Origin of the sequence: Enterococcus sp. HMSC072F02, assembly GCF_001837725.1 — a bacterium.
GTDB classification, from domain to species: domain Bacteria; phylum Bacillota; class Bacilli; order Lactobacillales; family Enterococcaceae; genus Enterococcus_B; species Enterococcus_B lactis.
The window spans coordinates 11,567-24,448 of the sequence record NZ_KV833975.1 but is presented as its reverse complement, the minus strand read 5'-3'; the positions used below and the strand labels follow the sequence as shown (position 1 = coordinate 24,448).

The 12,882-nt window shown below is 36.5% G+C and carries 15 protein-coding genes; 7 read left to right on the top strand and 8 right to left on the bottom strand.

Annotated elements, in window-relative coordinates; genetic code table 11:
* Positions 1–25: 25 nt before the first annotated feature.
* The 3 genes from HMPREF2731_RS12230 to HMPREF2731_RS12220 form a co-directional block, all read right to left on the bottom strand.
* Complete coding sequence (locus tag HMPREF2731_RS12230) at positions 26–367, bottom strand: ATP-binding cassette domain-containing protein (protein WP_002346101.1); 342 nt, start codon at positions 365–367, stop codon at positions 26–28.
* A gap of 131 nt (positions 368–498) precedes the next feature.
* Positions 499–711: a hypothetical protein gene (locus HMPREF2731_RS12225; RefSeq protein WP_002308423.1), complete on the bottom strand. Its 213-nt coding sequence runs from the start codon at positions 709–711 to the stop codon at positions 499–501.
* Between the two features lie 39 nt (positions 712–750).
* Positions 751–1,656, bottom strand: a complete 906-nt coding sequence (locus HMPREF2731_RS12220; RefSeq protein ID WP_070703583.1) for a PqqD family peptide modification chaperone — start codon at positions 1,654–1,656, stop codon at positions 751–753.
* Between the two features lie 206 nt (positions 1,657–1,862).
* On the opposite strand from HMPREF2731_RS12220, the gene HMPREF2731_RS12215 reads away from it, so the two are divergent.
* Positions 1,863–2,762: a helix-turn-helix domain-containing protein gene (locus HMPREF2731_RS12215; RefSeq protein WP_002308420.1), complete on the top strand. Its 900-nt coding sequence runs from the start codon at positions 1,863–1,865 to the stop codon at positions 2,760–2,762.
* Positions 2,763–3,297: 535 nt separating this feature from the next.
* On the opposite strand, the gene HMPREF2731_RS12210 is transcribed toward HMPREF2731_RS12215, so the two are convergent.
* The 5 genes from HMPREF2731_RS12210 to HMPREF2731_RS12190 are packed head-to-tail and all read right to left on the bottom strand — an operon-like array spanning position 3,298 to position 7,658.
* Entirely contained in the window at positions 3,298–4,371 is a 1,074-nt protein-coding gene (locus HMPREF2731_RS12210; RefSeq protein ID WP_024635601.1) for an ABC transporter substrate-binding protein, read from the bottom strand.
* Positions 4,368–5,195 carry an ABC transporter permease gene (locus HMPREF2731_RS12205; RefSeq protein WP_002308417.1) on the bottom strand — a complete coding sequence of 276 codons (828 nt, stop codon included), beginning with the start codon at positions 5,193–5,195 and terminating at the stop codon, positions 4,368–4,370. The genes HMPREF2731_RS12210 and HMPREF2731_RS12205 overlap by 4 nt, the downstream gene beginning before the upstream one ends.
* Positions 5,196–6,002 carry an ABC transporter permease gene (locus HMPREF2731_RS12200; RefSeq protein ID WP_002287038.1) on the bottom strand — a complete coding sequence of 269 codons (807 nt, stop codon included), beginning with the start codon at positions 6,000–6,002 and terminating at the stop codon, positions 5,196–5,198.
* 11 nt (positions 6,003–6,013) lie between these two features.
* Positions 6,014–7,099, bottom strand: a complete 1,086-nt coding sequence (locus HMPREF2731_RS12195; RefSeq protein WP_002320231.1) for an ABC transporter ATP-binding protein — start codon at positions 7,097–7,099, stop codon at positions 6,014–6,016.
* Between the two features lie 16 nt (positions 7,100–7,115).
* Complete coding sequence (locus HMPREF2731_RS12190) at positions 7,116–7,658, bottom strand: helix-turn-helix domain-containing protein (RefSeq protein WP_002287040.1); 543 nt, start codon at positions 7,656–7,658, stop codon at positions 7,116–7,118.
* Between the two features lie 268 nt (positions 7,659–7,926).
* Here HMPREF2731_RS12190 and HMPREF2731_RS12185 point away from each other — a divergent pair, with 268 nt between their 5' ends.
* From HMPREF2731_RS12185 to HMPREF2731_RS12160, 6 genes are all read left to right on the top strand, one after another.
* Complete coding sequence (locus HMPREF2731_RS12185) at positions 7,927–8,916, top strand: oxidoreductase (protein WP_070703585.1); 990 nt, start codon at positions 7,927–7,929, stop codon at positions 8,914–8,916.
* A complete protein-coding gene (locus HMPREF2731_RS12180) occupies positions 8,913–9,650 on the top strand; it encodes a phosphopantothenate--cysteine ligase (RefSeq protein WP_002334893.1) in 738 nt (245 codons plus the stop codon). Before HMPREF2731_RS12185 ends, HMPREF2731_RS12180 begins: the two co-directional genes overlap by 4 nt.
* Positions 9,647–10,198, top strand: a complete 552-nt coding sequence (gene coaC / locus HMPREF2731_RS12175) for a phosphopantothenoylcysteine decarboxylase (protein ID WP_070703587.1) — start codon at positions 9,647–9,649, stop codon at positions 10,196–10,198. The genes HMPREF2731_RS12180 and coaC overlap by 4 nt, the downstream gene beginning before the upstream one ends.
* Positions 10,199–10,214: 16 nt before the next feature.
* Positions 10,215–10,847, top strand: coding sequence for an ECF transporter S component (locus HMPREF2731_RS12170; protein ID WP_002308409.1), 633 nt, complete (start codon positions 10,215–10,217; stop codon positions 10,845–10,847).
* A gap of 84 nt (positions 10,848–10,931) precedes the next feature.
* Positions 10,932–11,579, top strand: a complete 648-nt coding sequence (locus HMPREF2731_RS12165; protein WP_002334895.1) for an SDR family oxidoreductase — start codon at positions 10,932–10,934, stop codon at positions 11,577–11,579.
* A gap of 4 nt (positions 11,580–11,583) precedes the next feature.
* The gene (locus HMPREF2731_RS12160; protein ID WP_070703589.1) at positions 11,584–12,567 is read left to right on the top strand and encodes an NAD(P)H-quinone oxidoreductase; all 984 of its coding nucleotides are present in this window, start codon (positions 11,584–11,586) and stop codon (positions 12,565–12,567) included.
* Positions 12,568–12,882 lie beyond the last annotated feature (315 nt).

Genomic DNA, 12,882 nt, shown 5'->3' with positions numbered 1-12,882 from the left:
TGATCTGTCTAACTTAATTTGACAATTAAGATAATGTAATAATCTGGTTCTTATTGATTCCCTTATACATACTTTTTATAAATGCAAGGTACTCAAAACCTGTCAATTCCTCGATTAAGATAATTTCATCAGAAATATAGGCAAATCTATTTTTTATAGCATCATTATCAACATTTTGTCCAAATAAAGAAATACTTCCTTTGTCTTTCTTTATTATTCCGAGAATAGAATTTAGTAAAGTTGTTTTTCCTGAACCATTCGGTCCTGCCAAACAAAGAATTTCTCCTTTTGAAATTTGAAAAGAAATTTCTTTTACTCCATTTTCAGAGTTTTTGTATATTTTATTTAAATCATTAATAGCTAACATATTTTATCCTCTACATCCAATAGAATTGATTAAACAAAAGAAAAGCTATCCGATTAAATAAAGATATGGATAGCTTCTAACAAATTGCATACTTTCACATGGGCTAAATAAATGATCGTAGACAGTAATTGCTACTTACAGCCCAGTCTTACAGACCCACTTCCGTTTACATAACTCCAAGAACCAGTGAAACTCTTCCCTTTAGTCAAGCAATACAAAACACAAGCCGCAACAATTGTAACAGCAAGTAATAGAAGAATAGCAATTGCAACGGTATACCAAACAACTTGATCTTCTGCCAAATAAATATTTTGACTTGTAATAGTTGGTGCTGAATAATCCATAATAGAATCTCCTTTAATTTTTTTATCATTTCAAAACTACTAATCATTAGAATTTAGTAGTTCTGTAATAATCGTATGTCCGTCACCAAAGAAGGGCAATAAATTGATAATGTGAAACATAAAAATAAAAGCAGGTATTCTTATCCACAAATTATCTGATAAGAAATAGAGTAGAACACCTAAAAAGAAAACAAAAATCGCTCCTGAAAACGTAATGAGGATATTAGATTTTCTATCTAATACTTTTTCTCTAACAATTGACATAGATAAAGTTTTTATTGATAAATACCCGTGATTATGATGAGTGATCTTCCTATATAAAATCAAATGAGTGGTTTCATGAAGTATGATGCTCATTAGCAAAACGAGATAGGAAAAAGCTGGGAATAGAATCCATAAAAACTCTAAACGAATTTCTTGAAAAGATAAGAACAGAAAAAGTAAACATAATAAATTTACTCCACATACGAAAGTAATTATTGGGAAATTCTCTTTTAAAACATGAAAGCACACTTCCAAGAAAATTTTTAACGTTTTTTCATTGTGAATACTATGACTGGTTCGCAAATTTTTTTGAATTTTTTTAATACTACAAGAGATTTTTTCTTTAATAGAGGTTCTTTTAGGAAGTGTATAATTGATAATCCCCCTATTATTTAAGGCTTGTAGAAAAACTACTAGGTCTTTTTTTAAATTTTCTTTTGGCACATCAGGAAATTCTTCTTGAAACCATTGAAATAGTTCTTTCAAACTGATTTTCTTGGTTTCTATTAATTTATTGCAAATTAGTAATCCTATTGAATCTACTATCATTTCCAATTTGGGAATTCTTTTATCAAATATTCTTTGATTTTCTATATAAATCTCCGGATGTATAAAAATATCAAAACTAAAAATTGTGTTATCATTGAAAAAAATCACATTTCTTATCTTTTCATTTATCAAAAAATTTTCTCCTTACCCTTAAAAAATCAGCGAACATCAATGAACCAATCTTTGAATGATTTAAAAAAATAGCAAACATATTTTCACCACCTCTTTGTTTTGTTCTTTGCATGTTTTATTTATGTGTTATTATAGTAGCTAAGAAACAGAAATTTAAATTATGGTCAAAATTTTCACATCATAAAAATTAAAATAACGGAGGAAATATGGAAATTCATAAATTATTGAGAAAACTCCGTGTAGAAAGAGGGCTTTCTCAAAAAGAGTTATCAAAGGGAATAATAACTAGAGAAACTTTTGTGAAATACGAAAATGGCAAAACAAATATTCCATTTTTTGTTTTAATTGAATTACTGGAGAAGATGAATTTAAGTTTAGATGAATTTATTTTTTATTTAGACAAAGATATCCTAAGAGAAAAGAATTGGAGCTTAAAGAAATTAATAAAGAAAATCAGAGAAGACAAATCAATTTCTCAACATATGTTGCAAGCACTTCGAAAAAAAGCCAGAAATACAAATAATATAGTAGATATCAGGAATTATTTAGTTGCTAAGACGATCGGTTGGTATCAATTAGCAGATAGCGAAAGAAAACTAAACAACTCTGATAAAGAATATCTATCCGAGTTAAAAAATTATTTGGAAGCTGTTGATGATTGGGGAAGATTTGAAATGGCAACCTTTACTACTCTTTTATTTGTTTTTGAAACAAATTACATAAACGGTAGATTATCAGACATTGAAAGAAAAATAGAAAAAAATAAAGATTTTGAGATTTTTCATTCCATATTGATTGGTATGTATAACAATGCTTTTTTATTAATGCTCGAACGAAAAGAAACCGTTTTAGCTAAAAAATATTTAGAGAAGATAGCTGATGTTCGTCACAGACTGTTATTTTTTGGAGATACAGGTGTTTACTGTAATTTTTATAAATTACTTTTCGATCATTTAACAGAAGAATCTGGACGAGCAAATGATTTATTAGAATATTTTCAAGGATTAAAAATGATTGGTTCACATAACCTATCTAAACGTTTCAAAGACGACTTAAAGAAATTTGAGCTTATTTACAATATCACACCAATAATTTTTGTAGATTAATCATTGTAGGCAAGTAGTAAAAATGGGAACAATCACTGTGAATTTAAACAATTATGATCTTTATTATGTATGTAGAAAAACGGTGAAACAGCAATAATGAATAAAAAGAAGATATTTAATGACCAAGTAGTAATAGATTCCGTCAAAATAAACAAAAATAAGGAGTTGAAAGGCAATAAATTACACTGAGCTATCAGTTACAGAACTCACTTTTTCTGAGTTAAACTGAGAAATTGGATACTAAAAAGTACTAAAGCTAAAAATTTAGAAGCTTTAGTACTTTTTATTTTCTCTTTATTTCTGTCTTCATATTCCTACCAACTGATACATGAAAAACTGTGACGACGTTTGCTACAATATTTTCAGAAAAAATCAAACCAACTTTGTTTATTGTTCTTTCTATATATCAAATTATCCCCTACCTTATGGAATTTTCAGCCGCTTTTGGTAGAAAATTGGAAAAATCAGGTAGAAATAGGTCGCTTTTTCTCTCTTTAGAAGGTTGATAAATCCCAAGTTTTAATGAGTTTTGCCATCATTTCCGATACATCTTGAATTCTAAGAATAGATCATTATAGATGCCTAGGTATTTCGATCCTAGATCTTCGTAGACTTCAAGATGAGAGATCGTGTCATCAGATGGATAAAATTGTTCGTCCGACGAAATGTCTTTTGGCAATAACGCTTTTGCTTTTTCGTTTGGTGTAGAATAACCAATATACTCTGCATTTTGTGCCGCGTTTTCCGGTTCTAGCATAAAGTTGATGAAATCATAGGCACCTTCTTTATTTTTCGCGGTTTTTGGCATAACGATATTATCAAACCAAAGATTGGACCCTTCTGGTGGGATCACGTAATGTAAATGTTCATTTTCCCACATCATATCGGCAGCTTCGCCAGAAAATGTTACTGCCACGGAAGCTTCTTCATTGATCATGTACATTTTGATCTCATCAGCCACGATTGCTTTGACATTTGGTGTTAGATGATTCAATTTATTTGCTGCTTCTGTCAGCTGTGCCATATTCTTACTATTCAAAGAATAGCCTAAACTATTCAAAGAAAGCCCCATAACTTCTCGTGCACCATCAATCAGCATCAAACTGTCTTTCAATTCCGGCTTCCACAAATCATCCCAATGCTGGATTTGATCTGCATCAAAGAATTTATCATTATATACGATCCCTAAAGTTCCCCAAAAATATGGAATCGAATACTGATTATCTGGATCAAAATCCAAATTTAAAAATCGTGGATCGATATTATTTAATCCTTTGATCTTTGAATGATCTAAGGGTAGCACTAGTTTTTCTTTGATCATTTTTTGGATCATATATTCACTTGGAATAGCGATATCATAGTTTGTTCCACCTTGTTGGATCTTTGTGAACATCGCTTCATTAGAATCAAATGTTTCATAATTTACTTTGTATCCATATTCTTTTTCAAATTTCGTGATCAAACTAGGATCGATATAATCCCCCCAGTTATAGATCGTCAGTACCTTCGCTCCACTCATGCCACTTGTTTTTTCAAGTTGACGTACACCAAGCAGCAGCACCGCAATAATGATGAGAATACCTAAAAACAGAGATTGTAATTTTTTCATCGTAGCCGTGCCACCCCCTCGCGTACTCTTCTGTTTTTCTTCAACCGTTTTGGACGGTTTTCTTTACTAATGAAGTAGTAACCAATGACCAATATCATGGAGAACAAGAAAACTAATGCACTTAGCGCATTGATTTCTAAACTGATTCCTTGTCTTGCACGAGAATAAATCTCTACTGAGAGCGTTGTAAAGCCATTTCCTGTGACGAAAAACGTAACCGCAAAATCATCAAGAGAATAGGTAAATGCCATAAAATACCCAGCTATGATCCCTGGAGAAAGATAAGGCAAAATGATATTTTTGACTACTTGCAAATTATTCGCACCAAGATCTCTAGCCGCATCAACCATTGAATCGTTCATTTCTTGCAATTTTGGCAAGACCATCAAGACGACGATTGGAATGCTGAAAGCAATATGGGAAAGCAATACACTCTGAAAACCTAATCCGAACCCTAGTAGTGTAAAGAAAATCAAGAAACTAGCACCGATAATAACATCAGGAGAGACTAATAAGATGTTATTCATGCTCAACAACGCTGTCCGTGCACGTCGTTTCTTCGTGTAATAGATCCCCATAGCCCCAAATGTCCCGATGATCGTGGCGATCAATGCAGATAAGAAAGCCAACATGAACGTATTCAATACGATAATGATCAAACGAGTATCTTCAAAAACAGCTTCATAATTTTCCCAAGTGAACCCTGTAAAGCTGTTCATCGTTCCTCCTTCATTGAAGGAATAAAAAATCAGATAGAAGATCGGTGCATATAAGAATAAAAAGACGATCCCTAAATAAAGATACGACCATTTAAATTTTTTCATTTATGAGCGACCTCCTTTTTTCTTCTCGCCTGTCAGGAGCATCACGATAAACATAGCAATGATTAAAATCACACCGATCGTAGAACCCATCCCCCAGTTTTGCGTAACCAAGAAATGCTGTTCGATAGCTGTTCCTAAAGTGATCACTCGGTTTCCACCAATCAGACGAGTGAGCATGAATAAAGAAAGAGAAGGAATAAAGACTGCTTGGACGCCGCTTTTCACACCATTTAATGATAATGGAAAAATCACTCGTCGGAAGGTCTCAAAGCTATTCGCTCCTAAATCTCTGCTGGCACTGATCAAAGAAGGATTCATCTCTTCCAATGCATTGAAAATCGGCATAATCATAAATGGAATCTCGATATACGTTGCGACGAACAAGAAACTGAAGTCTGTGAACAATATCTGTTTCGGTCCGATCCCGATAAAATCAAAGAAATGATTCACGCTGCCGTGAACACTGAAAATTCCAATAAATGCGTAAGCTTTAAGCAGCAGATTCACCCATGTAGGCAAAATAATCAACATCAGCCATAATTGCTTGTGCTTCAGTTTTGTTAAAAAATAAGCAGTCGGGTAACTAATGATCAGTGTAAAAAACGTGATCAAAAATGCATACCATACAGAATTGATCGTCATAGAAAGCGATGTCCCCGACGTAAAATAAGATAGATAGTTATTCAGCGTGAATTGCCCATTCATATCAAAAAAAGATTGATAAATGATCATTAATACAGGCGCGATCACGAATAAACCGAGCCACAAAATATAAGGGACGGAATAGATCCTGCGCATTGTTTTCATTCTTGTCCCCCCTATTCTTCGTAACTGTCAAGACGTGCATCGAATTCTTCTTCAGACTCGTTGAAACGCATGACATGGATATCTTCTGGCTCAAAGGCCAATCCTACTTTGCTTCCTTCTTTAGCTTTTTTCGTCGAATGGACCATCCATTCATTTTGCTGTTCATCATAACAGATGATTTCATAATGGACACCACGAAACAGCTGAGTATCGACCGTTACGACTAGCTTTCCTTTATCTGGTGTCGTGATCGTCAAATCCTCTGGGCGTAAAACAACTTCAACTGGCTCATTCGGGCGCATCCCGCCATCGACACATTCAAATTGCTTACCAACAAACTCAACTAGATTATCTTCGATCATCACACCGTCCACGATATTGCTTTCCCCAACAAAATCAGCAACGAAATGATTGATTGGCTCATCATAAATATCTACAGGCGTACCACTTTGGACGATTTTCCCTTTATTCATGACAAAAATCTCATCACTCATCGCCAACGCTTCTTCTTGATCATGAGTCACAAAAATAAACGTGATCCCTAATCGTTGTTGCAGATCCCGCAGTTCATACTGCATATCTGTACGTAGTTTCAAATCAAGCGCCGATAACGGTTCATCTAGTAACAATACTTTAGGTTCGTTCACGATTGCTCGTGCAATCGCTACACGCTGTCTTTGACCACCAGACATTTCACTGATCTCCCGTTTCTCATATCCAGGAAGCTGGACCATACGCAATGCATCTTTTACCTTCTTTTCGATATCAGATTTGGACATTTTTTTGATCTTCAATCCAAAAGCAACGTTATCAAAAACATTCATATGAGGAAAAAGTGCATAATCTTGGAAGACGGTGTTTACTTGTCGCTTATTAGCTGGCAAATCATTCAACCGTTTCCCTTCAAAATAGATGTCCCCTTCTGTAGCTTCAGTGAATCCAGCTATAATACGTAGGATCGTTGTTTTACCACAGCCGGAAGGACCAAGCAGTGTATAAAATTTTCCTTGTTCGATCTCAAAACTTACTTTTTTTAATACTGTTTCATCATCATAGCTTTTCACTACTTGATCAAATGAAATGATTGGTTTCCCCACGTTTTTACCCCCTATATTACAAATATGATTGTGTCGCGACAATCAATACTTTTGTTCGTTTTTTGAGATGATTCCTTAATTGATGTTGTTTTGTCGCTTGATAATAGATCGACTGTCCTGCTTTTGCCACATAGACCGTCTCTCCTAAGCTTAACTCTAATTCCCCTTCTAATACAAAAATAAACGTTTCAGATAATGAAGGTTCAAACGTCTTATATTCTCCTGCACCTTCAAAAGTTAGTAAAACAGGCTCCATTTCTTTTTCATTCGAATCAGCCACCAGCCATTCCAATTCATACCCGTTTTCTTCATCGAAATAAACCGTATGATCTTCTTTTGAATAAACCACTTGCAGATTCGCTGCTTCTTGATGAAAAAATTCTTCTGGAGTGACACCTAAGACTTCAAGAATAGAAAAGAATGTTTCCATTGATGGTGAACTTAAATCTCGTTCCAACTGGGAAATATACCCTTTTGACAAATCTGTGCGTTCGCCTAGTTCTTCTTGTGTCAAATTCTTTTGGATGCGCAAATTTCTTAACTTCTCACCAATTTCCATAATTTCCTCCGTATGAAGTTTTCTAATAGTAAACTTCTGGTTTACTACCACTCGTATTAGTATACGAATTTTATTGCAAAAGGCAACCCTTTTTAACATTTTTTTTGCTGAATATTTCTTTATCTTTTCGAATCATTTCTACTTATTCGATTCTTTCTTTTTTCTGCCTCTTTCACCTAATTTTTGTCTAAATTTAAGGAAGAACCAGAATAAAAAAGTAGGCTTTGTGGTATGATAAAAGAAAATTTTTAAAAGGAGTGTCTCACGAATGAACGCTTTTCGATCTTTTCAGGTAATAAATGAACCTGTTTTCCATACAGCAATCAGTGATCTGCCATTTACTGAATTGGCTGAAAATGAAGTCTTGGTAAAAATTGCCTATTCTGATGTCAATTATAAAGATGCATTGGCAATGAGCGAGTCCGGTCAGGTGATACGAACCTATCCGATGACTCCAGGGATTGATTTATCCGGAACTGTCGTCCAAAGTAAAGATTCACGTTTTTCAGAAGGAGATCTTGTACTTGCTACTGGTTTTGGGCTTGGTGTCACCTATCCAGGCGGTTACAGCCAATACCAAAAAGTACCAGGAGACTGGTTAGTCCCTCTACCGAAAAATATGACACTGCGTCAAGCGATGATTTTTGGTACAGCAGGGTTTACTGCTATGTTGTGTGTGAACGCTTTAATCCGTCAAGGCATAACCTCCAATAAAAAAATTGTCGTTACTGGTGCTTCTGGCGGTGTAGGCAGTGTAGCTGTCGCCCTGTTACATAAACACGGATTCCAGTCAATCATTGCTTTTTCCAGAAAAGAAGAGTCTGTCACATGGCTAAAAAGTTTAGGTGCTTCTCAAGTCGTACGTCCTGATGAATTTCTGCCAGAAACAACAAAAGCTTTAGGAAAACAGCAAATCGATGCTGTCATCGACACAGTAGGTGGTGAGCAACTAAGTAGTCTTCTTCCATTGATCTCTTATAACGGTGTAGCAGCTTTATGCGGCAATGCAGGGGGAATCAAACTAAACACGACCGTTTTGCCTTTTATTCTGCGAAACATCCAATTGATTGGCATCGATTCTGTCAATGTACCTATTGAACAACGTCCTTCTTTATGGCAACAGATGGCAGATTTGCAGATAGCAGATGACTTAGTTGCCCAAGAAGTTACTCTGGAGCAGTTGCCTGAAACAGCAACTAAACTACTTGCTGGGACGCATCAAGGAAGAACACTGGTAAATGTAGGTGACCAAAAATGAAGGTTCTGATCACAGCTGGAGGGACAACTGAAAAAATCGATCAGGTACGTGCTATTACGAATCATTCGACAGGACGATTAGGACAAGCTTTAGCTGATCACTTAGCTGCCAACCCAGATACCACAGTCGATTACGTGACTACGAGACAAGCACTGAAACCGGAAAGACGTTCCAATATAACGATCTATACGATTGAGTCTGCCCAAGACTTGTTTTTGCAATTAGAAGCACTCTCAAAAAAAGAACACTATGATGCAATTATCCACAGTATGGCAGTCAGTGATTTTACTCCTGCTTTTAGTTTTTCAGAAGAACAGTTGGCAAAAAAACTACCCGCTTCTTCAACGCAAGAAGAACTGGCCAATTGGTTTGCAGAAAATGAACAAACAAAGAACTCTGCTTCAAAAATCTCTTCTGACACTGAGCATCTTGTGCTCGTTTTGAAGAAAACGCCAAAAATCATTTCTTATCTGCGTGAATGGCAGCCGAAAGCGAAAATCATTGGTTTCAAACTATTAGTAGATGTACCAAAGGAATCACTTCTTACAGTCGCCAAAAACAGTCTGATAAATAACAAAACTGATTTTATTTTCGCAAATGATTTGACAGAAATCCATGGCGAGACACACCACGGCTATCTCTTATCTAAAGATGGGACAGTGGAAGAAGCACAAAGCAAATCTGAGATTGCTGCATTGATTACTGATAAAATTAGATTGGAGGAATCAAAATGAAAAAGATCTTATTAGGCGTTACCGGAAGTATTTCTGCTTACAAAAGCGCCGATCTTACAAGTCAATTTGTCAAATCAGGTGTCCAAGTAGATGTGATTATGTCTCAAAGCAGCACACATTTTATCACGCCATTAACCTTGCAATCTCTGTCGAAGCGAGCAGTCCATACAGATGTCATGCAAGAATCAAATCCACAGGTGATCAATCATATCGAACTAGCCAAACAAGCTGACTTGTTTCTCATCGCACCTGCTACAGCAAACATTATCGGCAAGCTAGCAAACGGCATTGCAGACGATCTCCTTTCAACAGTCGCAATGGCGCTTCCGGAGGGAACACCAAAACTGATTGCCCCTGCCATGAACACGAATATGTATCAAAACTCGATCACTCAGCGTAATCTGGAAACATTGAGATCTGTCGGCTATCAGGAAATCGAACCAAAAGAATCTCTTTTAGCTTGCGGAGATTTTGGAAAAGGTGCTTTAGCTGATATTCAGACGATCATCGAACAGGTCATGCTGACTCTTAACGAAAGAAATGCTTAGTGAAAAAGGAGTACTTATGAAAAATACAAAAAATTTTACTTTGACTGCGATGTTTTTAGCTATTTTGATTTTATTAGCTGTTACGCCTCTAGGGTTTATTCCTATTGGCCCAATAAATGCAACAACCATGCATATACCTGTAATCATTGCTTCGATCGTTTTAGGACCAAGACTAGGTGCTTTTCTTGGCGGTACATTTGGACTGATCAGTATGATTCGAAGTACGGTTATCCAAACACCTTTGTCTTTTGTCTTTTCTCCGTTCATCCCAGTCATCGGAACTGAACATGGAAGCTGGAAAGCCTTGTTGATCGCGTTTATTCCTCGGATCTTGATTGGTGTTGTTCCTTATTTCGTTTATAATGGTCTGCGTAAACTGATGAAACAAAAAGCAGATACCGTCTCTTTATTCTTAGCAGGACTTGCCGGCTCATTGACCAATACGATTTTAGTGATGAATATGATCTACTTTTTATTCCAGCAAGATTACGCCAAAGTCATCGGGACAAATTTAAATGCTGTTTATTCAGCTATTCTTGCAGTTATTTTTACAAGTGGCGTACCTGAAGGAATCGTCGCTGGTCTTGCGACTGCAGCAGTATGCAATGTCTTGTTAAGATACTTCAAGCGCCCTTCTCTTCATCACTGATAGTCATCGTAGCCGATGTCTGATTTTTTTTTCTTTTGGTGTTACTATTAAATAGTAAGATTTGACGTCGAAAGGATGATCCAAATGAAAATTTTTGTTGTAGGTGCAAACGGACAGATTGGCCGACACCTGATAAAAGATCTAGCTTCAAGTCCCCACGAAATTTTTGCTGGGGTAAGAGATGTCGCTTCCCAGACATTAGTGAAAAAAGAGAATGTTTCGTATGTCTCTTTTGATTTGACTTGGTCCGTGGAAAAAATGGCTGAAGCATTCAAAGGTATCGATGTATTGATTTTTGCTGCCGGTTCTCAAGGAAAGAATCTTCTGCAAGTAGACTTGGATGGTGCAATCAAAACAGTTATCGCAGCTGAAAATGCGCATGTCTCTCGTTATCTGATGGTCAGTGCTGTTTATGCAGATGAACCAGCAAAATGGCCTGAGTCCATGACAGATTATTATATTACTAAACATTATGCAGATGAATGGCTGAAACGAACTAACTTAGATTTTGTCATTCTTCAACCAGTCACATTGACGAACGATGAAGAAGTCACCTCCATTCAATTGACTAAGCCTAATGAAAAAGCAGCCAAAACGATTTCTCGTTCTACAGTTGCTGCTGTACTTGCCGCTCTTGTGGAAGAAACGGATATTTCCCGTACGACTCTAGTACTTTCTGAAGGTAGCAAAGAGTTGAATACAGCATTCCAAGAATGGGCAAAGGAGGAATAGATCCATGCGTGCCATTTCAATCAAGCATCCTGGTTCTGTAGATGTATTAGAACAAATAGAAGTGCCTGTTCCTGAACCAAAACAAGGCGAATTATTGATCAAAGTCCATACAGCAGCGGTCAATCGAACAGATATCATGAAAAGAGAATCAGTCTCTTTAAAACCTCCCTATCCTATTTTGGGTGTCGAAGTAGCTGGAGAGGTAGTTGAGAATAAAAGTGATATCTCCACTTTTACTCCTGGGACAAAAGTGTACGGATTAGTCAATCTAGGTGGTTATGCTGAATATGCTGTGATGCCTGCCGATCGAGCAATCCTTCTCCCTGATACGTTAGATTATGTTTCTGCTGCTGGAATCTCAGAAGTTTTTCTGACTGCTTATCAAACACTTTATTGGCTTGGAAAATTACAAGAAGGCGAAACTGTTTTGATCCACGCAGGAGCAAGTGGTGTTGGAACAGCAGCGATCCAATTAGCTAGACAACTTTCTCACGCGAAAATCATCGTTACTGCAGGATCAGAAGAAAAGCTCGCCTTTTGTAAAGAACTCGGTGCAGATGAATTGATCAACTATAAAAAACAAGATTTTCAAGAAGAGGTAAGAAAGATCACTGATGGTCGAGGAGTCGATGTTATCTTGGATTTCATCGGCGCTTCTTACTGGGAAAAGAACTTAGCTTCTATAGCCGTTGATGGCCGCTGGGTCTTGATTGGTATGCTTGGCGGAACCATTGTGTCTGAGATAGACCTTGGTGTATTGATTGGGAAACGCGTCCAACTTCTTGGTACATTATTGACACCTAGAAGTGATCAGTATAAAGCAGAGCTCGCACAAACTTTTATGGAAAAAGCGGGACCTTTTCTAGAAAATGGCAAGATTCGGCCAATCATTGACCGTACATTCCAATTCAGCGAAGTCAAACAAGCGCATGAATATATGGAAGCAAACAAAAACATCGGAAAAATCATTTTGAAGATAGCTGAATAAAACCATGCTGATCAAAAAAGAGACCGGGACAGAAGCGTTTAACTCCAAGAAATAAGAAGGAGTTGCTTCTGCTTCCGCCGTTTATACGTGTTTAGAGCGTGAGACAAAAGTGTTCTTTACTTTTGTCCCACGCTCTTTTTCCGAACAAACGGTGTTCAAAAGCTTGCATCTGCGGTAATAAGTCCAACCAAGTTAAAAACATAAGAAGCTGTTTTTACTTGGCTGTTCTTATTACTTGATGCAGTGCAGCTTTTTCACAACCTCTTCACTAAACGGTGTTCTACTGCCAACTCCTCGGTCACAAGTCACAATATT

Coding starts and splice junctions, on each gene's coding strand:
- HMPREF2731_RS12230 (WP_002346101.1), bottom strand. CDS start 367: ATGTTAGCTATTAATGATTTAAATAAAATATACAAAAACTCTGAAAAT.
- HMPREF2731_RS12225 (WP_002308423.1), bottom strand. CDS start 711: ATGGATTATTCAGCACCAACTATTACAAGTCAAAATATTTATTTGGCA.
- HMPREF2731_RS12215 (WP_002308420.1), top strand. CDS start 1,863: ATGGAAATTCATAAATTATTGAGAAAACTCCGTGTAGAAAGAGGGCTT.
- HMPREF2731_RS12210 (WP_024635601.1), bottom strand. CDS start 4,371: ATGAAAAAATTACAATCTCTGTTTTTAGGTATTCTCATCATTATTGCG.
- HMPREF2731_RS12205 (WP_002308417.1), bottom strand. CDS start 5,195: ATGAAAAAATTTAAATGGTCGTATCTTTATTTAGGGATCGTCTTTTTA.
- HMPREF2731_RS12200 (WP_002287038.1), bottom strand. CDS start 6,002: ATGAAAACAATGCGCAGGATCTATTCCGTCCCTTATATTTTGTGGCTC.
- HMPREF2731_RS12190 (WP_002287040.1), bottom strand. CDS start 7,658: ATGGAAATTGGTGAGAAGTTAAGAAATTTGCGCATCCAAAAGAATTTG.
- HMPREF2731_RS12185 (WP_070703585.1), top strand. CDS start 7,927: ATGAACGCTTTTCGATCTTTTCAGGTAATAAATGAACCTGTTTTCCAT.
- HMPREF2731_RS12180 (WP_002334893.1), top strand. CDS start 8,913: ATGAAGGTTCTGATCACAGCTGGAGGGACAACTGAAAAAATCGATCAG.
- coaC (WP_070703587.1), top strand. CDS start 9,647: ATGAAAAAGATCTTATTAGGCGTTACCGGAAGTATTTCTGCTTACAAA.
- HMPREF2731_RS12170 (WP_002308409.1), top strand. CDS start 10,215: ATGAAAAATACAAAAAATTTTACTTTGACTGCGATGTTTTTAGCTATT.
- HMPREF2731_RS12165 (WP_002334895.1), top strand. CDS start 10,932: ATGAAAATTTTTGTTGTAGGTGCAAACGGACAGATTGGCCGACACCTG.
- HMPREF2731_RS12160 (WP_070703589.1), top strand. CDS start 11,584: ATGCGTGCCATTTCAATCAAGCATCCTGGTTCTGTAGATGTATTAGAA.